This is a genomic window from Marinobacter sp. M5B (genome assembly GCF_042604615.1).
GTDB classification, from domain to species: Bacteria; Pseudomonadota; Gammaproteobacteria; order Pseudomonadales; family Oleiphilaceae; genus Marinobacter; species Marinobacter salarius.
In genome coordinates, this window is record NZ_CP156894.1 from 3,232,133 (window position 1) to 3,257,925 (window position 25,793).

The 25,793-nt window shown below is 58.5% G+C and carries 22 protein-coding genes; 15 read left to right on the plus strand and 7 right to left on the minus strand.

Features of this window, described 5'->3' with window-relative positions; all coding sequences use genetic code 11:
* Positions 1-75: 75 nt before the first annotated feature.
* A complete protein-coding gene (locus tag AAGD24_RS14635) occupies positions 76-693 on the minus strand; it encodes a TetR/AcrR family transcriptional regulator (RefSeq protein WP_036209652.1) in 618 nt (205 codons plus the stop codon).
* Positions 694-864: 171 nt separating this feature from the next.
* Here AAGD24_RS14635 and AAGD24_RS14640 point away from each other — a divergent pair, with 171 nt between their 5' ends.
* From AAGD24_RS14640 to AAGD24_RS14675, 8 genes are all read left to right on the plus strand, one after another.
* The gene (locus AAGD24_RS14640; protein WP_151982686.1) at positions 865-2,670 is read left to right on the plus strand and encodes an acyclic terpene utilization AtuA family protein; all 1,806 of its coding nucleotides are present in this window, start codon (positions 865-867) and stop codon (positions 2,668-2,670) included.
* Positions 2,671-2,823: 153 nt separating this feature from the next.
* Positions 2,824-3,690 carry an SDR family oxidoreductase gene (locus AAGD24_RS14645; RefSeq protein ID WP_151982688.1) on the plus strand — a complete coding sequence of 289 codons (867 nt, stop codon included), beginning with the start codon at positions 2,824-2,826 and terminating at the stop codon, positions 3,688-3,690.
* 10 nt (positions 3,691-3,700) lie between these two features.
* Positions 3,701-5,317 carry an acyl-CoA carboxylase subunit beta gene (locus AAGD24_RS14650; RefSeq protein WP_379865491.1) on the plus strand — a complete coding sequence of 539 codons (1,617 nt, stop codon included), beginning with the start codon at positions 3,701-3,703 and terminating at the stop codon, positions 5,315-5,317.
* Positions 5,318-5,583: 266 nt separating this feature from the next.
* On the plus strand, positions 5,584-6,744 hold the full coding sequence (locus AAGD24_RS14655) for an acyl-CoA dehydrogenase family protein (protein WP_085679755.1): 1,161 nt from the start codon (positions 5,584-5,586) through the stop codon (positions 6,742-6,744).
* Positions 6,745-6,918: 174 nt separating this feature from the next.
* Positions 6,919-7,737 (plus strand): enoyl-CoA hydratase/isomerase family protein, encoded by an 819-nt coding sequence (locus AAGD24_RS14660; RefSeq protein WP_151982694.1) that lies wholly within the window; start codon positions 6,919-6,921, stop codon positions 7,735-7,737.
* A gap of 321 nt (positions 7,738-8,058) precedes the next feature.
* Positions 8,059-10,053: an acetyl/propionyl/methylcrotonyl-CoA carboxylase subunit alpha gene (locus tag AAGD24_RS14665; RefSeq protein WP_379867358.1), complete on the plus strand. Its 1,995-nt coding sequence runs from the start codon at positions 8,059-8,061 to the stop codon at positions 10,051-10,053.
* Complete coding sequence (locus AAGD24_RS14670; protein ID WP_379865493.1) at positions 10,050-10,877, plus strand: SDR family oxidoreductase; 828 nt, start codon at positions 10,050-10,052, stop codon at positions 10,875-10,877. Before AAGD24_RS14665 ends, AAGD24_RS14670 begins: the two co-directional genes overlap by 4 nt.
* A 71-nt stretch (positions 10,878-10,948) precedes the next feature.
* The gene (locus tag AAGD24_RS14675) at positions 10,949-12,778 is read left to right on the plus strand and encodes a long-chain-acyl-CoA synthetase (protein ID WP_379865494.1); all 1,830 of its coding nucleotides are present in this window, start codon (positions 10,949-10,951) and stop codon (positions 12,776-12,778) included.
* A 179-nt stretch (positions 12,779-12,957) separates the two neighbouring features.
* Here the strand turns inward: AAGD24_RS14675 and AAGD24_RS14680 are convergent, their stop codons facing one another.
* The gene (locus AAGD24_RS14680) at positions 12,958-13,938 is read right to left on the minus strand and encodes an NADPH:quinone oxidoreductase family protein (RefSeq protein ID WP_036209634.1); all 981 of its coding nucleotides are present in this window, start codon (positions 13,936-13,938) and stop codon (positions 12,958-12,960) included.
* Between the two features lie 291 nt (positions 13,939-14,229).
* Between AAGD24_RS14680 and AAGD24_RS14685 the strand changes: the two genes are divergently transcribed.
* The 5 genes from AAGD24_RS14685 (at position 14,230) to AAGD24_RS14705 (ending at position 18,921) form a co-directional block, all read left to right on the plus strand.
* Positions 14,230-14,850, plus strand: a complete 621-nt coding sequence (locus AAGD24_RS14685; protein WP_041332388.1) for a trimeric intracellular cation channel family protein — start codon at positions 14,230-14,232, stop codon at positions 14,848-14,850.
* Between the two features lie 127 nt (positions 14,851-14,977).
* Positions 14,978-16,276 carry an NCS2 family permease gene (locus tag AAGD24_RS14690; protein WP_228209873.1) on the plus strand — a complete coding sequence of 433 codons (1,299 nt, stop codon included), beginning with the start codon at positions 14,978-14,980 and terminating at the stop codon, positions 16,274-16,276.
* A 27-nt stretch (positions 16,277-16,303) separates the two neighbouring features.
* Positions 16,304-16,846: an adenine phosphoribosyltransferase gene (locus AAGD24_RS14695; RefSeq protein WP_036209624.1), complete on the plus strand. Its 543-nt coding sequence runs from the start codon at positions 16,304-16,306 to the stop codon at positions 16,844-16,846.
* Positions 16,847-16,888: 42 nt separating this feature from the next.
* Complete coding sequence (locus tag AAGD24_RS14700) at positions 16,889-17,551, plus strand: fumarylacetoacetate hydrolase family protein (RefSeq protein ID WP_126811953.1); 663 nt, start codon at positions 16,889-16,891, stop codon at positions 17,549-17,551.
* 62 nt (positions 17,552-17,613) lie between these two features.
* Entirely contained in the window at positions 17,614-18,921 is a 1,308-nt protein-coding gene (locus tag AAGD24_RS14705) for an AarF/ABC1/UbiB kinase family protein (RefSeq protein ID WP_091640919.1), read from the plus strand.
* Here AAGD24_RS14705 and AAGD24_RS14710 read toward each other — a convergent pair.
* From AAGD24_RS14710 to AAGD24_RS14720, 3 genes are read right to left on the minus strand one after another with little or no spacing between them, the layout of a single operon-like run.
* Positions 18,916-19,596 (minus strand): NAD-dependent deacylase, encoded by a 681-nt coding sequence (locus AAGD24_RS14710; protein WP_041332385.1) that lies wholly within the window; start codon positions 19,594-19,596, stop codon positions 18,916-18,918. The genes AAGD24_RS14705 and AAGD24_RS14710 overlap by 6 nt on opposite strands.
* A gap of 32 nt (positions 19,597-19,628) precedes the next feature.
* Positions 19,629-20,135, minus strand: a complete 507-nt coding sequence (locus AAGD24_RS14715; protein WP_126811951.1) for a DUF2244 domain-containing protein — start codon at positions 20,133-20,135, stop codon at positions 19,629-19,631.
* A gap of 44 nt (positions 20,136-20,179) precedes the next feature.
* Entirely contained in the window at positions 20,180-21,583 is a 1,404-nt protein-coding gene (locus AAGD24_RS14720; RefSeq protein ID WP_036209609.1) for an FAD-binding oxidoreductase, read from the minus strand.
* A 180-nt stretch (positions 21,584-21,763) separates the two neighbouring features.
* Between AAGD24_RS14720 and serA the strand changes: the two genes are divergently transcribed.
* On the plus strand, positions 21,764-22,993 hold the full coding sequence (serA, locus tag AAGD24_RS14725) for a phosphoglycerate dehydrogenase (RefSeq protein ID WP_036209606.1): 1,230 nt from the start codon (positions 21,764-21,766) through the stop codon (positions 22,991-22,993).
* Between the two features lie 199 nt (positions 22,994-23,192).
* Positions 23,193-23,477: a hypothetical protein gene (locus AAGD24_RS14730; RefSeq protein ID WP_007154450.1), complete on the plus strand. Its 285-nt coding sequence runs from the start codon at positions 23,193-23,195 to the stop codon at positions 23,475-23,477.
* Positions 23,478-23,521: 44 nt separating this feature from the next.
* Here the strand turns inward: AAGD24_RS14730 and AAGD24_RS14735 are convergent, their stop codons facing one another.
* Together AAGD24_RS14735 and AAGD24_RS14740 are read right to left on the minus strand one after the other, a co-directional pair.
* On the minus strand, positions 23,522-24,814 hold the full coding sequence (locus AAGD24_RS14735) for a S8 family peptidase (RefSeq protein ID WP_379865498.1): 1,293 nt from the start codon (positions 24,812-24,814) through the stop codon (positions 23,522-23,524).
* Positions 24,815-25,096: 282 nt separating this feature from the next.
* The gene (locus AAGD24_RS14740) at positions 25,097-25,753 is read right to left on the minus strand and encodes an OmpA family protein (RefSeq protein ID WP_036210301.1); all 657 of its coding nucleotides are present in this window, start codon (positions 25,751-25,753) and stop codon (positions 25,097-25,099) included.
* Positions 25,754-25,793: the final 40 nt, after the last annotated feature.

The window sequence follows — 25,793 nt, forward strand, 5'->3', positions numbered from 1 at the left end:
AAACAATAAGTTATGTAAAAAATTACAATTGAGACATTTGTACCACCATCGGCATTTAACGCCGGGTTATCCGATTCAGGGCGTCGTTAAACCCATCATTGCAACCACCTGCGCCGTCAAATCATCCAGGGTCAGGCCACCATCAGGCCGATACCATGTCACTGTCCAACTCAGGGCGCCCGTGAGCATACGGCGCACCACAAAGGGATCTGCCGCCAGCACGCCGTCCTGACGCAAGGTCTCCAGCACATCCAACCACAACTGCTCGTAGATATCCCGAAGCTCAAGGACGTAAGCCTGGGATTCCTCGGACAGGCTACGCCACTCGAACACCAGCACTGCCATGGCCTCCCCGGTCTGCCCGTTGATGGACTCCAGTTCAGCGCGAATCAGCGCCTGCAACTTGTCACGATGGGTACTGGCCGCATCCACCGCAGCCTGCATCAGGGCTGTGTTGAGACGAATGGTCTCCACCATGACGGCCTTGAGGATTTCTTCCTTGGTGCGGAAGTGGTGGAACAGGCTACCGGACTGAATGCCAACGGCGGCGGCCAGATCCCTGACGGTGGTCCGCTCATAACCCTTGTCACGAAACAGCTTTGCGGCCTCGTGGAGAAGCCGGCCACGGGCTCCGGCGGGATCGGAAACCAGGTTGTCGGCAACCAGTGAGCGCAGGATAGAGTCTTGATTCACAGTGTTTTCCAGCCAGGGAACAGAAGAGCGCCCATTCTATCCCGAATTTGCCTGTTTACAAACCAAGCGCTTGCTTGGTATCGTCAACCGCATGATAGACAATCTCCGCTAAAAGCGACCCTGTAAGGGTCTCTGAAAGCACTTTGCGGCTTCCGTCAACAAGGTGAAGACATGCCAGATTCCGACATCTCCAGGCCACAAACCGTCCGTATTGGCTGCTCTGCCGCCTTCTGGGGCGACACCGAAACGGCTGCCGCCCAACTGGTCCACAAGGGCAATATTGATTACCTGGTGGCGGACTATCTGGCGGAAATCACCATGTCCATCATGGCGGGGCAGAAGATGAAGGACCCAAGCCAGGGTTACGCCCGCGACTTCGTACAAACGGTGATGGGCCCCTTGCTGGGTGAGATCAAACAGAAAGGCATCCGGGTATTGGCGAACGCCGGTGGCGTCAATCCCGTCGCCTGCCGCGATGCTCTGCAGGCTTTGTGCGAAAAAGCCGGCTTGGATATGAAGATCGCCCTGGTGCTGGGTGATGACCTTCTGCCGAAAAAGAAGCAACTGGCCGATGCCGGCATCACCGAGATGACCACCGCACAGCCAATGCCGCCGATGCTGGTCAGCCTGAACGCCTACTTGGGCGCTCCGGGATTGGTCGCAGCACTGGAACAGGGTGCGGACATTGTTATCACCGGCCGGGTTGCCGACAGCGCCCTGGTGCTGGCGCCTCTGGTGCATGAATTTGGCTGGCGCTGGAGCGATTACGACAAGCTTGCCCAGGGCAGCCTGGCCGGGCACTTACTGGAATGCGGCGCGCAATCCACGGGCGGTAACTTTACCGACTGGGAAGATGTAGCCGAGGGTTATGCCGATATGGGCTTTCCGATTGCAGAAGTCTCCGCCACCGGGGATTTCATCATGACCAAGCCGCAAGGTACCGGGGGCAAAGTGTCCCGGGGCACGGTGGCGGAACAGTTGGTCTATGAAATCGGCGACCCGAGAGCTTACCTGCTGCCGGATGTGACCTGTGATTTTACCGGGGTCTCCCTTGAGGAAGTGGCAACGGACGAGGTTCGGGTTTCTGGCGCCAAGGGGCTTCCCCCCACGGACAGCTATAAGGTATCCGGCACCTGGCCGGACGGTTTCAAGTGCACGGTAACCTTCTTGTTGGCAGGCATGGATGCGAAGGCCAAGGCCCGGACAGTCGCCGAGGCGATCCTGGCCAAAACCTCGCGGATGTTCAGTGAGCGGGGCTTGCCGGACTACACAGAAACCAGCATCGAACTATTAGGCACCGAGGCCACCTACGGCGCTCAGGGACGTATGGGAGAATGTCGAGAGGTGGTGGTGAAGATCAGCACGGCCCACCTCAAGAAGGAAGCGCTGGTGCTGTTTTCCCGGGAAATCGCCCAAGCGGCGACAGGGATGGCACCTGGGATTACGGGCATTGTGGGTGGACGGCCGACCGTGTGGCCGAAGATTCGGTTGTATTCGTGCCTGGTTCCGAAAACGGAGGTATCCGTTGCCGTGGATCTTGGTGGCGACAAGCAGACGGTAGACGTGGCTACTGACGGCGGGTTCGAGCCAAGCCAGCTGATTGAGCAGTCTGCCAGTGCGGCCGCTCCGGCCACGGATACCACAGTGCCTTTGATTCAACTGGCCTGGGCGCGCAGTGGTGACAAGGGGGATCACACCAATATCGGGGTGATTGCCCGCAAGGCGGAGTTTGTGCCGTTTATTGAGGCGGCGTTGACGGAGTTGGCTGTGGCGGAATGGATGGCCCATACGCTACACCCTGCGCATGGTCGGGTGACCCGTTGGGCGTTGCCGGGGTTTCAGGCCTTTAATTTCCTGTTGGAGCACAGTCTCGGTGGCGGGGGTGTTGCCAGCTTGCGGATTGATCCGCAGGGGAAGGCGTTTGCCCAGCAGTTGCTTGAGTTCCCTGTTCCGGTTCGTGCTGAACTGCTTGATTGATTTTACATTGGTGCATGCACTCTGGTGGAAGGATATGTCCGGGACACGCGGTAAATACGTCCCTGTACGCTCGACAAAAACATCCATGTTTTTGACGGTCCCGGACATATCCTCCCACCAGAGCGCCCGAACATTTGAAAAGGGCCTCTTGTTATGAGCTATCAGTCTGTTTTTCACCCGAATCTCTTTCGGGATCAGGTTTTTATCGTTACCGGGGGTGGTTCCGGAATTGGGCGTTGTACCGCTCATGAACTTGCTGCGCTTGGGGCGAGGGTCGCTCTGGTTGGGCGGAAGGCTGAGAAGGTTGAGGCGGTGAAAGCAGAGATTACCGATGACGGTGGTATTGCTTCCGCTCACGTGTGCGACATCCGTGAGGAAGAGTCTGTAAAGGCGACCGTCACGGCCATCATTGAGGAACATGGCGGGCTGAACGGCGTCGTGAATAACGCCGGGGGTCAGTTTCCGTCGCCGCTGGCAAACATCAACCAGAAAGGTTGGGAGACGGTGGTTCGCACGAATCTTACTGGGGGCTTTCTCATTGCCCGTGAAGCCTACAATCAGCTGTTGTCAAAAACCGGCGGCGCCATCGTGAACATTGTGGCGGACATGTGGGGCGGCATGCCTGGCATGGGGCATTCCGGCGCTGCCCGGGCAGGGATGGTGAATTTTACCCAGACCGCTGCAGTTGAGTGGGGTTGCTCCGGGGTTCGGGTGAACGCTGTGGCACCGGGCTGGATTGCCTCCAGTGGGATGGATAACTATCCCGAACATATGAAGCAGTGGATTCGTAGCCTCGGGGATAACGTGCCTCTTAAGCGAATGGGGACGGAGTCCGAGGTCAGTGCAGCGATTTGTTTTCTGTTGAGCCCGGCGGCGGCGTTTATCAGTGGGGATTGCCTGCGAATTGACGGTGCCGCGTCCCAGGGGGGCCGGGTTTGGCCGTTCCCGAAAGCGAAGAACAATGAGCCCTTTAATGGGTTCCACCGGGCAGTCACGCCAAAAGTGTTGAGTGACGACTGAGGAGAATTCGATGCAGGTACTGGAGTCCACCGTAAATCCCCAGTCGGATGACTTTCGCGCAAACGCGGAGGTGATGGAGGCGCACATTGCCACCTTCCGCGATGTGGAGCAGAAGGTTCTTGATCTGGCGGAAGCGGCGCGGGAGAAGCTCATCAAGCGCGGGAAACTGTTGCCCCGTGACCGAATCAATCGCCTGCTGGATCGTGGTACGCCGTTCCTGGAGCTGTGCTCCCTGGCCGGCTACAAGATGCATGACGACAAGGACGGCAGCCTGTCCGGTGGCGGCATTATTGCCGGCATTGGCACGGTTAGCGGTGTTCGCTGCCTGGTGGTGGCCAGCAACAGCGCCATCAAGGGCGGCACCATTACGCCGGCGGGGCTGGACAAGACCCTGCGGCTGCAACAAATTGCCATGGAGAACAAGCTGCCAGTGGTGTCGCTGTCTGAAAGCGGCGGCGCCAACCTGAACTACGCCACGGACATTTTCGTGCTGGGCGCTCGCGGTTTCGCCAATCAGGCACGCATGTCCGCCGCTGGCATTCCGCAGGTTACGGTGGTTCATGGCAATGCGACCGCCGGCGGTGCCTATCAGCCGGGGCTGTCGGACTATGTGATTGTGGTTCGCGAACAGGCCAAGATGTTCCTGGCGGGCCCTCCCCTGCTGAAAGCGGCCACCGGCGAAGTCGCTACCGATGAAGAACTCGGCGGCGCGCAGATGCATGCAGAAGTGGCCGGCACGGCGGAATACTTGGCCGAGGACGACGCCGACGGCATTCGCCACGCCCGCAATGTGCTCGAAGCCCTGCCCTGGAACGAGCAGTTGCCCCCGTCGCGGGAGCCGGAATGGGAAGAGCCGCTCTACCCAGCCGAAGAGTTGCTGGGCGTTATTCCCAGCGACGCCAAGAAGCCTTATGACGTGCGTGAAATCCTCGCCCGCATAGCCGATGGCTCGAAGTTCATGGATTTCAAGAACGGCTACGACGACCAGACCGTGTGCGGCACCATCCGCATTGAAGGCCACTCGGTGGGCATCATCGGCAACAACGGCCCGATCACGCCTGCCGGCGCTACCAAGGCAGCGCAGTTTATCCAGCTCTGCGACCAGGCGGGCACGCCGTTGCTGTTCCTGCATAACACCACGGGGTTCATGGTCGGCACCCATTCGGAACAGAACGGCATCATCAAACACGGCTCAAAGATGATCCAGGCGGTGGCGAATTGCCGGGTGCCCAAGGTCGCAATTGTGATCGGCGGTTCCTATGGTGCAGGTAACTACGCGATGTGTGGCCGCGGCCTGGACCCACGTTTCATCTTCGCCTGGCCCAACAGCCGCACGGCGGTCATGGGCCCTGCTCAGGCGGGCAAGGTGATGCGAATTGTGGCCGAGGACAAACAGCGCCGGGGCGGCCTGGAACCAGATCCGAAAACGCTGGATTTCCTGGAGCAGGCCACGGCCAAGAAACTGGAAGACGGCTCTACGGCCCTGTTCGGTACAGCTCGGTTGTGGGACGACGGGCTGATAGATCCGCGGGATACCCGGCGGGTTCTGGCGTTGGTGCTGTCGGTTTGTCGGGAGGCTGAGGTTCGGCAGTTGCGGCCTAATTCATTTGGCGTTGCCCGCCTCTAGGGGAGCTTAGTCATGGTGGTTGGCCCCGGAGCGGGAGGCCTCCCAAAAAACGCCCTGCAGGAAGCAACGAATTTATAAACAAAGCGGCGGTGTGGGCGGGCCTTCAGAAACCGTGCGGAGCCATGGATGGCGGAGCCCGAGCGTCACATGGATGTGCCGAAGGAGCGTGTTTCTGAAGGCCCGCCCACACAGCCGCCACCCAAGCTAGAGAATGTGCACCATCACCAAATAGGCACGGGCTAACAATCAATCAGGAGAACAAAAACGTGAAATTCACAGCCGAACACGAAGCCCTCAGAAAAACCGTCCGCGATTTCGTGGAGAAGGAAATCAATCCCCACTGCGACGAATGGGAAGAAGCCGGCGAGTTCCCGATTCACGATATCTTCAAGAAGCTCGGCAACCTGGGCTTGCTGGGCATCCAGAAGCCGGAAGAGTACGGCGGCATGGGCCTGGATTACAGCTACAACCTGGTGGCGGCAGAAGAACTGGGCACCGCCCATTGTGGTGGCGTGCCGCTGGCAATAGGTGTGCAGACAGATATGTGCACCCCGGCCATTTCACGCTTTGGCTCTGACGAACTCAAACGGACCTTCCTTGCCCCGGCCATTGCCGGTGACATGGTGGGCTGTATCGGCGTCAGCGAAGTCGCCGCCGGTTCTGACGTGGCGGGAATGAAAACCACCGCAAAGCAGGACGGCGATGACTACGTCATCAACGGCTCCAAGATGTGGATCACCAACAGCCCCAAAGCCGACTTTATCTGCCTGCTGGCCAACACCTCCGACGACAAGCCCCACAAGAACAAATCGCTCATCGTTGTGCCCATGAACACGCCGGGCATTTCCTTCAGCCCACATTTGAACAAGCTGGGCATGCGCTCTTCCGAGACCGCGCAGATTTTCTTTGACGATGTGCGAGTGCCGCAGCGTTATCGCATCGGTGCGGAAGGCACCGGGTTCATGATGCAGATGTTGCAGTTCCAGGAGGAACGGATGTGGGGCGCGGCCAACGTGATCAAGGCGCTGGAGCTCTGTATCAACAAGACCATTGAATACTGCCGCGAGCGCAAAACGTTCGGGCAGCCGTTGATCAACAACCAGGTGATTCACTTCCGCCTGGCAGAGTTGCAAACCGAAGTGGAAGCCCTGCGTGCCCTCACCTATCAAGCCTGTGAGCTGCATGTGGAAGGCAAGGATGTGACCAAGCTGGCGTCAATGGCCAAGCTGAAGGCTGGCCGGCTTGGGCGTGAGGTGACGGACAGTTGCCTGCAGTACTGGGGGGGCAATGGTTACATGTGGGAGAACCCGCTGTCCCGTGCGTTCCGGGATGTGCGGCTGGTGTCGATTGGCGGCGGTGCTGACGAAATCATGTTGGGGATTATCTGCAAGATGATGGGGACTTTGCCTGGTAAGCAGCGGGACTGATTTTTTGGATTTTGGCATTGGGAGAAAGGACCGGCACATGGGTGGGAAGGCTTTTCCGGGACACGCGGTGAATACGTCCCTGTACGCTCGACAAAAACATCCATGTTTTTGACGGTCCCGGAAAAGCCTTCCCACCCACGCACCGGTCCCCGGACAACTTTCTTGGAGTCGAACATGGATCAATTACCACATTGCGAAACGCTAGTTCTGGAGAAACAGGGGCCTGCCCTTCACGTCACCATCAACCGGCCGGACGTTCGGAACGCCATGAGCCTGCAGATGGTGGCGGAACTGTCGACGGTGTTCAGTCAGGTTGAGAACGACGCCAGCATTCGTGCCGTGGTGATTCGCGGAGCCGGTGGCCACTTTTGCGCCGGCGGGGATATCAAGGACATGGCCGGTGCCCGGGGGCAGAAGCCTTCCGAGGGTGAGGAAGATCCTTTCTACCGGTTGAACCGGGCGTTCGGCCAGATGATTCAACAGGTGAACGAGTCGTCGAAGGTGGTGATTGCAGTCACCGAGGGTGCGGTGATGGGCGGCGGTTTTGGATTGGCCTGTGTGTCGGATGTGGCGATTGCCGGGCCGACAGCCAAGTTTGGTATGCCGGAGACGACCCTGGGAGTCATTCCCGCGCAGATTGCGCCGTTTGTGGTGGAGCGCATCGGGCTGACGCAGGCGCGTCGGTTGGCGTTGCTGGGGCTGCGAGTGGACGCGGATGAGGCGTGCCGGCTGGGGATTGTTCACCAGGTGGCGGAGTCTGAAGTTGAGATTGATGAGTTGCTCGGCCATGCGGTTGACCGGGTACAGCAGTGCGCGCCGAATGCGACGGCCCAGACCAAGGCGTTGTTGCACCGCGTTGGTCACGAGTCGATGAGTGGGCTTCTGGACAGTGCTGCCGGGAAGTTTGCCGAGGCGATTCGCAGTGACGAGGGTTCCGAGGGGACTCTTGCGTTTATGCAGAAACGGCCGGCTTCTTGGGCCAAGTCAGACTGATGGTGGAGGGTCGGGATTGATCCGGCTTTCCGGGACACGCGGTGAATACGTCCCTGTACGCTCGACAAAAACATCCATGTTTTTGACGGTCCCGGAAAGCCGGATCAACCCCGACCCCAGACACCGTGCAAAACGCTCATAAAAAAAGACATGCAATTACAACAGTTGGAAGGAGCTTTGGTGGGAGGGAGGCCCTGGTTCAGGCCCCTAAAAAACATGGATGTTTTTTAGGGGCCTACATGGACGTATTCACGGCGTGTCCTGAACCAGGGCCTCCCTCCCACCAAAGCGGATAACCACCCAACCATGAGACCAGCAAAAATGCTAAAAAAGCTCCTGATAGCGAACCGAGGCGAAATCGCCGTAAGGGTGATCAAAACCGCGAAGTCGCTGGGATACCGGACGGTGGCAGTGTATTCCGAGGCAGACGCCAAGGCCCTGCACGTGGAATTGGCCGACGAGGCGGTGTGTATCGGACCGGCTCAGGTATCGGCGTCGTATTTGAACGCAGAGGCGATTATTGAGGCGGCGCGGAAAACCGGGGCGGATTGTGTGCATCCGGGGTACGGGTTCCTGTCGGAGAATTCCGGGTTTGCCAGGGCCTGCAAAGACGCCGGCCTGGTGTTTGTCGGGCCACCGGAGGCGGCTATTGAGCTGATGGGCAGTAAGCGGCGATCGAAGATTGCCATGCAGGAAGCCGGTGTGCCGGTGGTGCCGGGGTTCGAGGGCGACAATGCCAGCGACGAAGAACTCATCAACGCCGCCGAAAATATCGGCTACCCATTGATGATCAAGGCCTCTGCCGGCGGGGGTGGCCGTGGTATGCGTCTGGTGGAAAAGGCAGCGGAACTGGCCGATAACATTCAGCGGGCTCGCTCCGAAGCCAAGCAGGCCTTTGGCGATGGTGAGCTGATTCTGGAGAAGGCGGTTATTGAACCCCGCCATATCGAAATCCAGATATTTGCAGACCAACACGGTAACGCGGTGTATCTCGGTGAACGGGACTGTTCAGTTCAGCGGCGCCATCAGAAAGTCGTCGAAGAGGCACCCTCTCCGTTTGTAACACCCGAACTGCGCCAGGCCATGGGCGAAGCTGCCGTGAAGGCGGCGCTGGCCTGTGGCTATGAAGGTGCTGGTACGGTCGAGTTCCTCGTCGACAAGGACCGCAACTTCTACTTCCTGGAAATGAACACCCGCCTGCAGGTGGAGCACCCCGTGACCGAACTCATTACCGGGCAGGACCTGGTGGCCTGGCAGCTTTCCGTGGCCGAGGGCCTGGCGCTGCCACTAACACAGGACCAGATCCAGCTGAACGGCCATGCCATTGAAGTGCGCCTTTACGCAGAAGACCCAGCCAACGGCTTCACACCGCAAACCGGGCCGCTGCACCAGTTCCAGCCTGCGGAAGGCGAAGGGTTGCGGTGTGATACCGGCGTGCGCTCCGGGGACTCGATTACGCCTCACTATGATCCCATGCTGGCCAAGGTGATCGCCTGGGGGGCCAATCGCAACGAAGCCCGTCGTCGACTGCTCAGGGCGCTGGAAGACACCACTGTATTCGGTGTGACCACCAACCGTTATTTCCTGAGCCGCATCATCGCGGACGACACCTTCGGCGAAGGCGAGGCCACCACCGCCTTCCTGCAACAGGCGTTCAGAGATGATCCATCCCTGGCACCAAAAGACATCAGCATCCGCGAGCTCGCGTTGGCAGCCTGCGTGTTCAGCCATGGCAATTCAGGCCGTCCTGACGTTCGGGCCAACCTCAATAATGCCTGGAGCAACGCACCCTCGACCGTCAGTCCGATGAAACTGGATACCGGCGATAAAACCCTGGAACTGCTGGTCCGCCGCGCCGGCAATCATGTCACCGTGACCCTGGGCGAAGAGCAATACGAGCTCGACCTTGAAAGCATGGGCGATGGCCTGTTATGCATTATCGACAACGGCGTTCGTCAGCGATGCCAATATCACCGCCAGGGCGATCACCTATATTTGCAGGCGTTCGGGCAGGCACTGGCAGTGCGTGACGTGACCCACCAGCCGGCCAGCGGTGCCGCCGCCAGCGGCAGTGGCCGTATCAAGGCCACCATGGACGGCGCCATTATTGATGTTCTGGTTCAGGCCGGCCAGGCGGTGAAACAGGGCGACACCCTGGTCATCCTGGAGGCCATGAAGATGGAGCATCCGGTAAAAGCCGACCGCGATGGCACGGTCGGCGAGATACTGGCCACCAAAGGCGACCAGGTAAAACGCAGCCAGTTACTGGTAGAGATCACTGCCACAGACGCCACCTCAGAGGAGGCCGGACAATGAGCACAATGAAGAACAGAACCGTTTTTATAACCGGAGGCAGCCGGGGCATCGGGCGAGCCATCGCCCTTGCCTGTGCCCGAGAAGGTGCCAATGTGGTGATCGGCGCAAAATCCGACGAACCGCATCCAAAGCTGCCAGGCACGATACACAGCGTGGCGGAGGAAATTCGACAGGCAGGTGGCCAGGCCCTGCCACTGGTGCTGGATGTGCGAGACGAAAAACTGGTGCGCCAGCGGATAGATGAAGCTGCGAACCATTTTGGCGGCATTGATGCGCTGGTAAACAACGCGGGCGCCATCAAACTGACCGGCGTCGAGAACCTGAAGGTCAGCCGGTACGACCTGATGCATCAGGTCAACGCTCGCGCCGTATTCCTCTGCGGTCAGGCGGCATTGCCCTGGCTGAAGGAGTCCGACCAGGCCCATATCCTGAGCCTGTCGCCGCCTTTGAATTTGGATACCCGGTGGTTCGCCCAGTATGGGCCCTACACCACCACCAAGTACGCCATGACCATGCTGAGCATGGGTATGGCCGAGGAGTTTCGGCGTTACGGGGTTTCAGTGAACACCCTGTGGCCTAAAACGTTAATCGCCACGGCCGCCATTGAGTTTGAAGTGGGCGGCCCGCAAATGATGGCCCAGGGCCGCAAGCCAGACATCATGGCGGACGCCGCACTGAGCGTCCTCAGCCGTCCTGCCGGGGCAATGACCGGGCAGTCCCTGATCGATGAGGACGTGCTCAGGGCCGACGGCGTAACGGATTTCGAACACTACCGGTACCAGCCAGGCGACAAGCCCCTGCTGCCGGACCTGTTTCTGGATTAACCCCGGAGCCATTCGTTGTCCGGGGGCAAAACAAACAACAACGTTTCACACTGACCCTGACGGATGACCCCATGACCCAGGACAACGTATCCCCACGTGACATTGCTCGCAGCCTGCCGGGCATACTCCGGCGATTTCCCGCCATTGCCAAGGGCTATTACTACTACTCGGTCAAAAACGAGAACAAGGACCTGACCCTTGGCATCCTGGTGGACCGCAACGCCGAAAAGTACGGACACCGCCCGGCCATCCTGTTCGAAGACCGCAGCATTACCTGGCGGGAATTCAACGGTTGGGCCAACCGCATTGCCGGTTTCCTGAAGACAGAGGGCCTTATCCGGGGCGATACCATCGCCGTATTCCTGGAAAACCGCCCGGAGCTGCTCGCCGTGGTCGCCGGTGCCGCCAAGGTGGGCGTGGCCTGTGCCATGCTCAACACCTCCCAGAAGGGGCGCGTACTGGAACACAGCATCAATCTGGTCAGTCCTAAAATGGTCGTTGTGGGCGAGGAACTGGTGGAGGCCTTTGACGGCGTGAAAGCCGATATCAGGACCAGCCACCCCAACCCATTCCTGTTCCTGGCCGATACCAACACCATGAACATCTTCGGCGATGCACCGAAGGGCTATGTGAACATGGCGACAAAGGTCAGCGCCCATCGGAATACGGCCCCCAAGCCGGCCGATCCGCCCACCATGGGTGACACCGCCATCTACCTGTTCACCTCCGGCACCACTGGCTTACCCAAGGCGGCGCCGGGCAGCCACCGCAAGTTTATGAAAGCCTACGGCGGGTTCGGCATGATGTCCCTGGACATGAAACCGGACGATGTCCTTTACTGCACCCTACCCCTTTACCACGGCACCGCCCTGCTGGTGTGCTGGGGATCCGTGATGGCCGGTGGCTCTGCCATTGCCCTGCGTCGAAAATTCTCCGCCAGCGCGTTCTGGGACGACGTACGGTATTTCCAGGCAACCACTTTCGGCTACGTGGGCGAACTCTGCCGTTACCTGCTGAATCAGCCCCCCAGCGAACAGGACCGCAATCACAACCTCACCAAGATGATCGGCAACGGCCTGCGCCCGTCCATCTGGAAGGAGTTCAAGGGACGCTTTGGCATCGAAACCGTGGCGGAACTCTATGCCTCCAGCGAGGGCAACATCGGCTTCAGCAATTTCTTCAACCTGGACAACACCGTTGGCTTTTCCACCGCCCCCTACAAACTGGTCAAATTCCACGACGGCACCCGCGACCCGGTTCGGAACGACAGCGGATTCATGCAGGAAGTCGAAAAGGGCGAGCCGGGCCTGCTGATCGGCGAGATCACCAAGAAGTGGTCCTTCGAGGGTTATACCCAGAAAGAAGCCACGGAAAAATCGATCCTGCGGGACGCCTTCAAGAAAGGCGACCAGTGGTTCAACACCGGTGACGTGCTAAAAGAAATCGGCTGCGGACACCTGCAGTTCGTGGACCGTATGGGCGACACTTTTCGTTGGAAAGGGGAAAACGTATCCACCACCGAGGTGGAGAACATCATCGACGGTTCCAATATGGTGGAGGAAGCCATTGTCTATGGGGTGGAGATCCCGGGCACCAACGGCAAGGCCGGCATGGTAACGCTGGTTCCCCATGCCAATGGCCAGGCATTTGATGTGAACCGACTGTTCCGATACCTGAGCGACAACCTGCCGCCCTATGCGATTCCGGTGTTTGTGCGGGTAACCAGTGCCATCGAGAAAACGGGGACCTTCAAGTACCGCAAGGTGGACATCCAGAAAGCCGGTTATTCCATCGACAAGCCTGGGGAGGAAGTTTACGCCTGGTTACCCGGTACAGATGGTTATACCCGGTTGACCTCCGAGCTGGTTACAGAGATTGATGCCGGAAAAGTTCGGTTCTGAGATTTTCTGGATCTAAGGCATACCTCCCATGCCTTGCCTGCATCGGTGGGGAGCCCCTCCCAAAAATGTGCGGAGCCATGGATGGCGGAGCCCAAGCGCACATGGATGTGCTTGAAGCGTTTTTTGGGAGGGGCTCCCCACCGATGCATCCACCGAAACAAACAGGCTGGGGGCCGGCCTTAAGAACCGACCTTAAGGACAACCTTACCCGTAGCAGTCCGACCGGTCAGCGCCCCGAGAGCCTTCTCATAGTCCTCGAAGTCATAGACTTCACTGATTCGCGGATTGATCTTTCCTTCGGAGAACAGCTTCAGCAGCTCCATCATGTTCTGGGCGCTGTTCTGAGGCTCACGCTGGGTGAAGCTGCCCCAGAAGACACCAACAACGGAACAGCCTTTCAGCAGCGTCAGGTTCGCCGGAATCTTGGGGATATCGCCAGCCGCGAAGCCGATGATCAGGTGACGGCCGTTCCAGGCCATGGCGCGCAACGCCTGCTCCGTAAAATCACCGCCGACCGGATCGTAGATCACATCCACGCCCTTACTGTTGGTCAGGCGCTTAACCGCGTCTTTCAACGGCTCTTCGGTGTAGTTGATCAGCTCGTCGGCACCGGCCTCTTTCGCCACCGCCAGCTTCTCTGCCGTACTGGCTGCCGCAATCACATGGGCGCCCATAGCTTTACCCAGTTCCACCGTTGCCAGGCCAACACCGCCGCTGGCACCCAACACCAACAGGGTTTCCCCCGGCTGGATATTGGCGCGTTGCTTGAGAGCGTAATACGAAGTTCCATAGACCATGGAAAAAGCAGCCGCTTTTTCGTCGGACATGGATTCGGGAATGGGCAGGATGTTCTGCTCCGGGACAACCACCTCTTCGGCAAAGGCACCGTAGCCGGTGAGGCCGGCAACCCGGTCGCCCGGCTTGAAGCGAGTAACTTTCTCGCCGACTTCAATTACCTCGCCAGACATCTCTCCACCGGGAGAAAACGGCATGGTGGGCTTGAGCTGGTACTTGCCTTCAATGATCAGGGTATCCGGGAAGTTCAGGCCGGCGGCCTTAACGCGCACCTTGACCCCGTGACCTTTCACGACGGGGCTGGTGACATCTTCAATCACCAGCGTCTCCGCCGGGCCGTATTCCTTACAGAGGATAGCTCTCATATTCGTGACTCCGTTGTAGGACAGTCGATATTTGGACGGTCGATAGAGGACAACATCAATGGATGGTTATCAACCTAAACAGAGTCGGATCATGAAGCAAATAAAGAAATCTAATCTCTCCGGATTAGCAGGGCTTATTCTGATCGGAAAAATGACTCACTGGCATAGGCCAGACGAATCAGAGACATAGTCATTGCTCAATACGCGTAACAGCTTCAAGATATGCCTCAAACACGCTTCAAAAAGCGGGAACGGATCACAGCGCTCGCAATACGCGGCTTAGGGCCAGAGATGTTTGACATAATTTACGTGCTGGAAATGACCGGTGTGATTGCCTTTGCGATCTCCGGCATGTTGATCGCCCGATCCAAGAACATGGACCCGGTGGGCGTTTTCACCATCGGCTTCGTGACCGCCCTGGGGGGAGGAACCCTTCGTGACCTGATGATGGATAATCACCCGTTGTACTGGATCAAGCATCAGGAGCAACCTATCCTGATCCTCTGCATGGCCGTTGTGTTCAGCTACTGGCACCGTGTCGAGCGTATCCGCGAATCGCGCATCCTGCTTCCTGATGCCCTCGGCCTGGGTGTTTTCACAATCCTCGGCGCGCAGTTGGCTCTGGACCTGGGCCATTCCTGGTTTGTGGCGTCACTCCTGGGCGTGATGACCGGTACTTTTGGTGGTGCCCTGCGTGACACCTTCTGCAATGAGGTGCCGTTGATTTTCCGCAAAGACCAGATCTACGCGTCCATATCCTTCGCCGGCTGTTGGCTATACTTTGTTTGCCAGTGGCTGCTGGAGAGCGAATCCCTGGCCATGACCATTGGCCTCTTGTTTATTTTCATCACCCGACTGCTGGCTGTGCGCTTCGACATCCGCCTCCAGCGGGACAGGCGAACAGTGCAATGAGGCTACCGATGATCAATCGTCCCTTGGCGTTCTCGCCTCCAGCCGGTAACATTGCCGTTTTTTCACCCAATTCCTGAAACCGGTTCATTCAACCCCCATTCAGCACCCTGTAAGGCAGGCATACGTCATGCTAGAACGACTATTCAAGCTCCAGGCTAATGGCACCACAGTTCGCAAAGAGGTACTTGCGGGCTTTACCACCTTCCTGACCATGGCTTACATCATCGTGGTCAATCCCAGCATTCTCTCCGCTACCGGCATGGACTTCGGCGCGGTATTCGTAGCGACCTGCCTGGCGGCCACCATTGGCACCCTGATCATGGGGCTTTGGGCCAACTACCCGATCGCGCTGGCGCCGGGCATGGGCCTGAACGCGTTCTTCTCGTTCACCGTTGTTGGCGGCATGGGCTATAGCTGGCAGGTGGCCTTGGGTGCTGTCTTCATTTCCGGCTTTATTTTCTTCCTGCTGAGTATCTTCAAAGTCCGGGAATGGATCATCAACAGCATTCCCATGTCCCTGCGTTTCGGCATCTCCGCCGGCATTGGCTTCTTTCTGGCCCTGATCGCGCTGAAAAATGCCGGCATCGTGATTGATAACCCCGCCACCCTGGTTGGTCTGGGTGACGTAAAAGTGGCCGAGAGCCTGTTGTTCTTCGGCGGTTTCGTGCTGATCTGTGCTCTGTCCTTCCGCAAGATCACCGGTGCGGTGATGATCGGGATCATTGCCGTGACAGCAGCAGCCATGGGGCTGGGCATGGTGGAGTACGATGGTTTTGCATCCGCGCCCCCAAGTCTGGCGCCGACCTTCATGCAGCTGGACCTCGCAGGCGCGCTGAACATTGGCATGATCAGCGTGATTTTCGCCTTTCTGTTTGTAGACCTGTTTGACACCTCCGGCACCCTCATCGGCGCCGCCCAGCGCGGTGGCCTGCTGGACAAGGACGGCAAACTGCCACGGCTAGGCCGCGCGCTGATGTCCGATTCCGTAGCCACCATGTCCGGCGCTGCCCTCGGCACCTCCACCACCACCAGCTACATCGAATCCACCGCCGGCATCTCCGCCGGTGGCCGCACCGGCCTGACCGCTGTGGTCGTCGCGGCGCTGTTCATGGCGTGCCTGCTGCTCTCGCCCATTGCCAGTATTATTCCGGCTTACGCCACCGCTCCGGCGCTTCTTTATGTCGCGGTGCTGATGGCCAGCGGCCTGAAGCTGATCGAATGGGACGACGTCACCGAAGCCGCACCGGCAGTGGTAACCGCCCTGATGATGCCGCTGACCTTCTCGATCGCCAACGGCATTGCCCTGGGCTTCGTTACCTATGCCATCCTCAAGGCCTTGAGCGGCCGCTGGTCGGACCTGAACCCCAGCGTGGTCATCATCGCCTTGGTCTTTATCCTGAAATTCATTTTCCTGGACGCAGCCTAAGCTGCGCTTTCAGCGCTTGGACACGCTATGGACTATTTTTCAGAAAGCATCAAGAAAGCCATTCGCACCGTGCCAGACTGGCCCAAGCCAGGCGTCGCCTTCCGCGACATCACCACCGTGCTCCAGGACCGCACCGCGTTCCGCAAGCTGATTGATGCCTTCGTTCACCGCTACCACGGCCACGATATTGATGCCGTTGCCGCCGTAGATGCCCGTGGTTTTATCATCGGCTCAGCCCTGGCCTATGAGCTGAACGCCTCGTTGGTACTGATCCGCAAGAAAGGCAAGCTGCCGTTCGATACCCTGGTGGAAGACTACGAACTGGAGTACGGCACCGCCTCGGTGGAACTGCACAAGGACGCCTTCAAGCCCGGCGACAACGTGGTGCTGGTGGACGACCTGATCGCCACCGGCGGCACCATGCTGGCCGCCTCACGGCTCATTCGCAGAATTGGCGCCGAGATCGTCGAAGTGGCTGCCATGATTGACCTCCCCGACCTGGGGGGCTCACGCAAGCTGCAGGAAGAGGAGTTGAAGGTTTATACTGTTTGCTCTTTTGAGGGTGATTAGGGAGCGTCTCGCTCCCTTCCATAACGCACGACGGGAGCGGCCATGCCTGACTATCAGCACCACTGGAAAGACGGAACACCGGTTAACCTGCCCTTGGGCAAAATTGTCTGCATCGGTCGTAACTATGCGGAACATGCCCGGGAGCTGAACAACCCGGTTCCGGATGAGCCCCTGCTGTTTATCAAACCGGCAACCTCCGCGGTGCACATCACCCGCCCCCTGGACTTCCCACGCAACCAGGGCGCGGTTCATTTTGAAACCGAGCTGGCCGTGCTGATCGGCCGCCCACTGACCAATGCGTCGGCCAGCGACGCCGAAGCCGCTATCCTTGGCTACGGCCTGGCGCTGGACCTGACGCTGCGAGACGTGCAATCCCGGCTCAAAGAGAAAGGCCAGCCCTGGGAACGCGCCAAGGCCTTTGACGGTGCCTGCCCACTGTCGCCCTTCGTGTGTATCGACCGTCTCCGCCGAGACCATCTCACCTTTACCCTCGACATCAACCGCGAACGCCAGCAAACCGGTGATACCCGGGATATGCTGAACCCGATCGTGCCATTGATCGCCCACATGAGCACCCAATTCACCCTGATGCCCGGCGATGTGGTTCTTACCGGTACACCAAAAGGCGTTGGCCCCCTGGAATCCGGCCAGATATTGTCTCTGGAACTGGAAGACGCCTTGTTTGTGGAGACCACCGTGCTCTAGGCTGGGCATGGGACATTGCGATCCTCCTCAGGTCCATCGGCTCTTCAGGACGTATAACAGGCATGGCAAAGAAACCGGTTACCACACGCAGCGGACGATTCTTCAGACTGGCAGGCATGACGGCGTCCGTGGCCGGTCAGTATGCCGGGCAGCGTGCGCGCCGGATATTCCGCAGCGAGGAAGACAACGAGGGCGCCCGCTCTGAGAGCTATACCCGCATGGCGGACCAGATTGTCGATACCCTGGGTGAGCTCAAGGGCGCGGTCATGAAAGTCGGCCAGATTGCCTCCCAGACCCAGGACTTTCTGCCCCGGGAATTCTCGGATGCCCTTGAGCGGCTTCAGAAAGAGGCTCCGCCCATGCCGTTCGAGGTAATTGTCGGTCAGGTGGAGAGCGAACTGGGCAAACCGGTGTCAGAACTGTTCGAATACCTGCAGGAAAAACCCTACGCAGCGGCGTCCATCGGTCAGGTTCACCGGGCCCGCCTGCACGACGGCACCGATGTCATCGTCAAGGTTCAGTACCCCGGCGTGGACGAATCCTGCGACAGCGACCTGAAACAGCTACGAATGGCCCTGAAACTGGGCGGCCTGCTGAAAATGCCGAAAGAGCACGTCGACCAGCTGTTCGGCGAAATCCGGGTGCGGCTCAAAGAGGAACTGGATTACGAGAACGAGGCCCGCAACCTGAAGGAATTCCAGGCATTCCATGCCAGTGACGACTGGATCGAGATCCCGACCGTCTTTGCCAGCCACTCGTCCCGGCGGGTACTGACCATGGAGCTGGTGGAAGGCGACCATATCAGCGAGGTAACCCCCGCAAGATACGATCAGGACACCATCAACCTGATCGGGCACCGCATCTTCACCATGATGGCGGACCAGCTTTTCCGCTACCAGTGCATCCATGGCGACCCCCACGCCGGCAATTTCGCCTACCGGCCCGATGGCACCATCATCCTTTATGACTTTGGTTGCGTGAAAAAGCTGAAGCCGGAAATCGTCGAGGCCTATCGCAACGCCCTGGTCTCCGCCCTGGAAGAGGATTACGCCGCCCTGGATCGCCACCTGATCGCCCTTGGTGCTCGCGTGGAATCACAGCCGGCGGTGGACGAAGCCTACTATGCCATGTGGCGGGACATTCTGATTCAGCCCTTTGACAGTGACACCCCCTACGACTTTGCCGAGTCTGAGTTGCACAAGGACGTCGCTGCAAAAACCACCACCGTGTTCAAGTACCTGGACTACTTCAAGCCGCCGGTAGAGAGCATCTTCATTGACCGAATGATTGCCGGCCATTACTGGATGATGAAGCGTTTGGGGGTGCAAGCAGCATTTCGGGAAGAACTCGAGGAGTATCTGGCGTTATAACCCCAGCCCCTTCATCCACTCCGCAACGCCCTCACCGGCGCCCTTGCGAATAACCTTCGCCCTCGAAAGGCTCGCCGGTTCACCAGGATCGATGACCGTTACCGGCACATCGAAATTCACCAGATCCACCAGCCCGGCTGCGGGGTAGACTTGCAGGGACGTGCCCACAATCAGCAGATGATCTGCGGTGGGCACGATCTCCGCTGCGGCCTCGATCATCGGCACTTCCTCGCCGAACCATACGATGTGCGGCCGAAGCTGGGAGCCGCGATCACAGGTATCTCCAGGCTGTATGTCGTTGAATCCGATGTCGTAAATCAGTTCCGGATGCGTCGAACTGCGGGCTTTGGTGAGTTCGCCGTGCAGGTGTATAACATTGCTGGAGCCGCCCCGCTCATGCAGGTTGTCCACGTTCTGGGTAATGATCGTTACCCGGTAATGCTGCTCCAGTTCCGCCAGCAAGCGGTGGGCGTCATTTGGTTGTGCCGACTTCAACTGCCGCCGGCGTTCGTTGTAGAAGCGCAGCACCAGTTCCTGGTTTCGGGCAAAGGCTTCTGGCGTCGCCACATCATAGACACTGTGTTGTTCCCACAGGCCGCCATTATCGCGAAACGTGGAGAGTCCGCTTTCGGCGCTCATACCGGCGCCGCTGAGCACAACGATGTGATCTTTCATACAGCAACACTTTGATTGTCAGATGAATGTAGTCAGAACCAGCGCTTCTCCGGCCTGCGCCGTTTTTCCACCCTCAGCCCATGCCTCTCCAGGATAGCAACCAGTTCCTCGGTGTCATCGATATTGAGGAAGGGTGCGAGGGAAATTTCCTCGCCCCGGAACTGCAGGTGAAGCTTTGGGGGAGTCCAGGGATGGCGTGGCATGTCCTGCCATACGCGGGTGTGGCGCCGGGGCAGCTCCCATTCCCGCTCCTTCTGGGTCAGGCCTTTTTCCAGGCGGATCAGCTCCGGTGCGAACGTGAGCACTTCGCGCCTCTGGCACTGACGGGAAGTGTAGTAGAACGCCGCCGCCAATGCGGTCAACTCAAGACCCGCGAACGGCAATACCGGCCATGCTCCGGCCAGTAGCATGCCAGTGGAAATAACCAGCGAAAGCAACACAGCCGCAAGCCAAATGCGGATATTGCCCCGCCAGTTCATGGACCGGTTGGGGGTCAGGAGAAAACAGTCGCCTTCACACTCGGAAAGCTGCTCTACCATTCAGGTCGCTCCCAGGAGCCACCACCCGCATCGCCTGAACGCCTTCAGTCAAATATCTTGCCGGGGTTCATCACACCCTTGGGGTCGAACACCTGCTTGATGCCCCTCAGGTAGGCAATTTCAGCGGCGCTGCGCGTGTACTCCAGATACGGCTTCTTGGTCATGCCGACACCATGCTCGGCAGACACACTGCCCTGATAACGTTCGACAATCTCGAAGACCCATTTGTTCACCTGTTGGCATTTCTCAAAGAAATCCTCTTTGGCCAGGTCTTCCGGTTTGAGGATGTTCAGGTGCAAGTTGCCGTCGCCGATGTGGCCGAACCAGATAATCTCGAAATCCGGGTAGTGCTCGGTGACCACCGCGTCGATTTCCTGCAGGAACCCTGGCACCTTGGAAACCACCACAGAGATATCGTTCTTATACGGCGTACGCGGTGCAATGGACTCTGAAATGCGCTCCCGCAGTTGCCAAAGGTTCAGGGCCTGGGTTTCGCTCTGGCTGATAACGCCGTCCAGCACCCAGCCGTTTTCCACGCACTGTTCGAACAGCGCCATGGCATCGTCCATCACCTGGTCGGACACCGCCTCAAATTCCAGCAGCGCGTAGTACGGAGCCTCGGTTTCGAACGGCGCCTGCACCTGGCCATGGGCCAGTACATGCCCCATGGCCTGATGGGAGAAGAACTCGTAGGCGGTCAGATCGATCTGCTTCTGGAACGCCTGCAGCACGTCCATGGTGTTGGTCAGGTCGTTCAGGCCCAGCACCAGCACGGTCAGATTATCCGGCTTGCGAGAGAGCTTCATGGTGGCCTCGGTAATAAATCCGAGAGTGCCTTCCGCGCCGATAAACAGATGGCGCAGGTCGTACCCGGTGTTGTTCTTCGCCAGATCTTTGTTCAGATCGAGGATATCCCCCTTGCCGGTGACCACTTTCAGACCAGCCACCCAGTCCCGGCTCATGCCGTAGCGGATTACCTTGATACCACCGGCGTTGGTGGAGAGGTTGCCGCCAAGCTGGCTGGAACCGGCCGAGGCGAAATCCACGGGATAATACAAGCCGTTGTCTTCGGCGTAGGTCTGCAGTTGTTCCGTCACTACCCCGGCCTGACACTTCACGGTGCGATCGCTGGCGCTGAAGTCCAGAATCTGGTTCATGTTGTCAAACGCCACCACAACCTCACCATTGGCCGCCACGGCTCCGGCACTCAGGCCGGTGCGCCCACCAGAAGGCACCAGAGCCACCTGGTTCTCGTTGGCAAACCTCACCAGCGCCTGCACCTGTTCCGTCGTCTTGGGCAAAACAATGGCCACGGGCTTGGGTGGATAGATCTTCGTCCAGTCCTTGCCGTAATTTTCCAGGTCGGCCGCGTCAGTCAGCACTTTTCCGGGGGTCTGGCCCGCTTCCATCAGGGCTTTGAGGGAGGCAACGATCTGTTCAGGATTCATGGATAGTCCGGTCTCGCAAAGGGTTAATCAGGGCGCCGGTAGGCAGAGTTGATTCAGGTGGTCCGACGCGCTGTGAAAATCTGCGTTTATGGTATCATACCGCCCCTGTTCTGTGAGCCCGCCCGCCAACAGCGGTCCTCACGGGTCATTTCATGTGACGAAAGGTTCGGAAGCAAGCCCATGTCAAATACGTCTCTTGAAAAGAGCAAAATCCGCATCCTGCTGCTGGAAGGCGTGCACCAGTCCGCCATTGATACCCTGAACGCCGCAGGCTATACCAACATCGAATTCCTGACTCATTCACTGGCCGAAGACGAGCTGGTGGAGAAAATCGCCGACGCTCATTTCGTGGGTATCCGCTCACGCACCCAGCTGACCGAGAAGGTATTCGACGCTGCCCAGAAGCTGGTAGCGGTGGGCTGTTTCTGCATTGGCACCAACCAGGTTGACCTTCAGGCGGCCACCCGTCGCGGTATCGCTGTTTTCAACGCACCTTTCTCCAACACCCGCAGTGTGGCGGAGCTGGTTCTGGCCCAGGCGATTCTGTTGCTGCGCGGCGTACCTGAGAAAAACGCCAAGGCCCACCGTGGTGAATGGCTGAAGTCCGCCAAGGACAGCTACGAAATCCGTGGCAAGAAGCTCGGCATCATCGGTTATGGCAACATCGGCACCCAGTTCAGCGTGCTGGCCGAAGGCCTGGGCATGGACGTGTACTTCTACGACGTGGTGTCCAAACTGTCCATCGGCAATGCCACCCAGGTAGGCACCCTGCAGGAGCTGCTCAACACCTGCGATGTGATCAGCCTGCACGTTCCCGAAACGCCGTCCACCAAGTACATGTTCAAGGCCGAGCAGTTTGCCCAGATGAAGCCGGGCAGCATCCTGATGAACGCTTCCAGGGGTACCGTGGTAGACATTGACGCCCTGGCCGATGCCCTGGGCAGTGGCAAGCTCCTGGGCGCCGCCATTGATGTCTTCCCCGTTGAACCCAAGTCCAACAATGAAGAGTTCATCTCTCCACTGCGCGAGTTCGACAACGTGATCCTGACTCCGCACGTCGGTGGCTCCACCATTGAGGCACAGGAAAACATTGGCCGCGAAGTGGCAGAAAAGCTGGCCATGTACAGCGACAACGGCACGTCTGTCTCTTCCGTGAACTTCCCGGAAGTGGCCCTGCCCTCACATCCGAACCAGCACCGCCTGCTGCACATCCACGAAAACGTGCCGGGCGTGATGTCGGAAATCAACCAGGTGTTCTCGGAAAACGGCATCAACATCTGTGGCCAGTACCTGCAAACCAAGGAAGACATTGGTTACGTGGTGATCGACGTCGACAAGGAGTACGGCGAGTTGGCACTTGAGAAACTGCTGAAAGTCAAAGGCACCATCCGCTGCCGCGTGCTGTTCTGATCCAGACGGTGTTTCAGCACCACAAAGAAGCCGGGGCCAACAGGTCCCGGCTTTTTTATGGCCAAACAGGCCAACTCCCGCACATGACCTCTTATTAATCCTCTTTTAGGGCACTTGACCTTGAGATGTCATCAGATGCAGCCATGATGGAAGTGAAAGCTTTAACATTGCATCCAACATTCACTCCAAGGAGCATTCCATGTCACTGAAGGAGTCATTGCAGAAAAAACTGGAAACCCAGACCGAGTACTGGAGCAAACAGATCCAGAGCCTGCAGGCCGATGCTGAAGAAAGGATGGCAAAAGCCCAGGACGACCAGGCAGAGGCTGAAATCCAGAAAGATTTCTCCGAGCGCATTCAGGCGCTGGAAGAACACGTCGAAGAAGCACGCAAGAAGATTTCGGAAATCCGGGATTCAGGGGAAGACCAGTTGCGGGACCTGAAGGCAAGGATTGACGAGTGGCTTCCCGGCGGGAAGAACTAGGAAACGATAAATGGCCGGAACGGGATCGTTCCGGCCCTCAAGCATTACTGCGGCACTCTTAGCAGACGATTGGGAGAGCCCTCTTCAATACTCCCAAGTACATTTCTGGTCGCCAGCTCGTCCAGCCTGGTGCTGACCGATGCCGGTGACAGATCGGGTTCAGCCCCCAGGATCAGGGCAACGCTGCCCGCTACGTGTGGCGATGCCATAGAGGTCCCGCTGATGGTGTTTACTTCATCGTCCTCCTGGTACCAGGCCGCGGTGATGTCAGACCCCGGGGCAAACAGGTCCAGACATTCTCCGTGGTTGGAAAACGACGATCGTTGATCCTCGCGGGTAGTGCTTCCTACGGTTACCGCTGATGCAACCCGATTTGGAGAGCCGGAACAGGCGTCAGCATCGCTGTTACCGGCGGCCACGACGAACGTCACTCCCTGCTCTATCGCACCACGCACGGCATCGTCCAGAGCGTCTGAATTTCCTCCACCAAGGGACATATTGGCAACGGCCGGCGCCTGATGGTTCTCAGCCACCCAGTCAACACCTGCGATCACATCCGCGTTAGAACCGGCACCGGAGCAATCCAACACCCGCACGGCCGAGATGGATGCGTTCTTGGCAACGCCATAGACGGTGCCAGTTGCGGTACTGGCGACATGGGTCCCGTGACCATTGCAGTCTGTGGTGTCTTCCGGGTCAGTCTCGCCACCAATGTTGACGATCGGGCCGATCAACGGCAACCCACCCAACCCCAGCAAGCCCGTATCGTTCACCGCAAAGTTACGGCCTTCAATCACCCGTCCGGCAAACTCATCGTGGCTATCCCGCAGACCTGTGTCGATGATATAGACACTGACTCCGTTACCGGCAGAGGACGGGTAGCTATATTGCTCATCCAGGGGGAGCACCGGCTGATCGATCCTGTCCAGCCCCCAGGTGGCATCACCCTCCGTCACCGCATTTGCGGCAACAACCTGGTCGGGCTCAACTGCCAGCACGCCAGGCAGGGATGACAACAGTGCTGCCTGCGGCTCTGTCATCGTGACCGCCGCACCGGTCATCGCAGTTCGGTATACATGCAGAATATCACCACCACCTACGGCCACCAGAAGCGATTCGACGCTTGCCTGCAGGTCGGCAAGCCCCAGCATGTCAGGAATCGACGGGGCCAGTGTGAGGATATAGCGCCCCGGTATGCGATCTCCCGGCTGAAGCGCGGATTCGGAGGCTTCCGAAGTGCCCGTCAGGCCGACACCATCCGACAGTTCTGCGAAGGCCGGGGCGGCCAAGAGAACACTGAGGGTAAAACCAATTGTTTTTGTGATCGTTGTTGTCAAAGCAGATCTCCCATTTGCTCATTTTCCATGATTGAGGCTCACCGGGAACGGACAACATAGAGCCTTATGTTCCACCACGGGACATTCCCCTTCACCGTTCCATGCATTGAAGGGCGATTCAGGTCAGATGAGGCCAATTCGGCTCTCTTAAACAACCTTTAATGCACAAAGGCCGATGTTGACGATTGAAGCTGATGGCAGAATGGGGAAGGAGCAAAAAGGGAGGGAAGCGGCTCCGGACGCGAGCATGATCCGGAGTCGCTGATTCAGCCTGGGCTGATGTTACTGCATGGGAACCAGTGTCAGCTCGACGCGACGATTCTGTTCACGTCCGCTTTCAGTGTCGTTGGAGGCAATCGGGTAGCGCGGGCCATAACCTGTCGCACGGGTCCTCTTGGGTGCGATACCCTGATTCAAAAGGAAATCCCTGACTGACCCAGCGCGGCGCTCACTCAACAACTGGTTGTAATCCCGCGAGCCAGTGCTATCGGTATGGCCTTCGATCTGAATGATGGTCTTGTCGAATTCCTTCAGTACCAGCGCCACGGATTCCAGCGTGTTGCTGAACGACGGCTTGATGGAGGACTGGTTGACGTCGAAGGTAATGTTGCCCGGCATGACCAGTTCAATTTCGTCACCATTGCGTACAACGCGAACACCGGAACCCTCGAGTTTGCGGCGCAACTGCGCTTCCTGCTTGTCCATGTAATAACCGATACCACCACCAATGGCCGCACCGGATGCGGCACCAATCAGTGCGCCTTTGCCACGGTCACTGCTGCTGGAGGTTGCAGCGCCGACGGCGGCACCACCAATGGCCCCGATAATGCTGCCTTTCGTGGCGCTAGAGGTTTTTTCCTCACCGGTGTAAGGATCGTATGTCATACAGCCGCCAAGACCCACGGTGGCGACGGCAAAAGCTACAATCGTTTTCTTCACGGCATTCTCCAAAGTCTTTCCAAGGTATGACTGTTCGCGG

Coding starts and splice junctions, on each gene's coding strand:
- AAGD24_RS14670 (WP_379865493.1), top strand. CDS start 10,050: ATGAGCACAATGAAGAACAGAACCGTTTTTATAACCGGAGGCAGCCGG.
- AAGD24_RS14690 (WP_228209873.1), top strand. CDS start 14,978: ATGCTAGAACGACTATTCAAGCTCCAGGCTAATGGCACCACAGTTCGC.
- AAGD24_RS14720 (WP_036209609.1), bottom strand. CDS start 21,583: ATGAATCCTGAACAGATCGTTGCCTCCCTCAAAGCCCTGATGGAAGCG.
- AAGD24_RS14730 (WP_007154450.1), top strand. CDS start 23,193: ATGTCACTGAAGGAGTCATTGCAGAAAAAACTGGAAACCCAGACCGAG.
- AAGD24_RS14705 (WP_091640919.1), top strand. CDS start 17,614: ATGGCAAAGAAACCGGTTACCACACGCAGCGGACGATTCTTCAGACTG.
- AAGD24_RS14675 (WP_379865494.1), top strand. CDS start 10,949: ATGACCCAGGACAACGTATCCCCACGTGACATTGCTCGCAGCCTGCCG.
- AAGD24_RS14680 (WP_036209634.1), bottom strand. CDS start 13,938: ATGAGAGCTATCCTCTGTAAGGAATACGGCCCGGCGGAGACGCTGGTG.
- serA (WP_036209606.1), top strand. CDS start 21,764: ATGTCAAATACGTCTCTTGAAAAGAGCAAAATCCGCATCCTGCTGCTG.
- AAGD24_RS14700 (WP_126811953.1), top strand. CDS start 16,889: ATGCCTGACTATCAGCACCACTGGAAAGACGGAACACCGGTTAACCTG.
- AAGD24_RS14710 (WP_041332385.1), bottom strand. CDS start 19,596: ATGAAAGATCACATCGTTGTGCTCAGCGGCGCCGGTATGAGCGCCGAA.
- AAGD24_RS14660 (WP_151982694.1), top strand. CDS start 6,919: ATGGATCAATTACCACATTGCGAAACGCTAGTTCTGGAGAAACAGGGG.
- AAGD24_RS14715 (WP_126811951.1), bottom strand. CDS start 20,135: ATGGTAGAGCAGCTTTCCGAGTGTGAAGGCGACTGTTTTCTCCTGACC.
- AAGD24_RS14695 (WP_036209624.1), top strand. CDS start 16,304: ATGGACTATTTTTCAGAAAGCATCAAGAAAGCCATTCGCACCGTGCCA.
- AAGD24_RS14685 (WP_041332388.1), top strand. CDS start 14,230: ATGTTTGACATAATTTACGTGCTGGAAATGACCGGTGTGATTGCCTTT.
- AAGD24_RS14650 (WP_379865491.1), top strand. CDS start 3,701: ATGCAGGTACTGGAGTCCACCGTAAATCCCCAGTCGGATGACTTTCGC.
- AAGD24_RS14640 (WP_151982686.1), top strand. CDS start 865: ATGCCAGATTCCGACATCTCCAGGCCACAAACCGTCCGTATTGGCTGC.
- AAGD24_RS14665 (WP_379867358.1), top strand. CDS start 8,059: ATGCTAAAAAAGCTCCTGATAGCGAACCGAGGCGAAATCGCCGTAAGG.
- AAGD24_RS14645 (WP_151982688.1), top strand. CDS start 2,824: ATGAGCTATCAGTCTGTTTTTCACCCGAATCTCTTTCGGGATCAGGTT.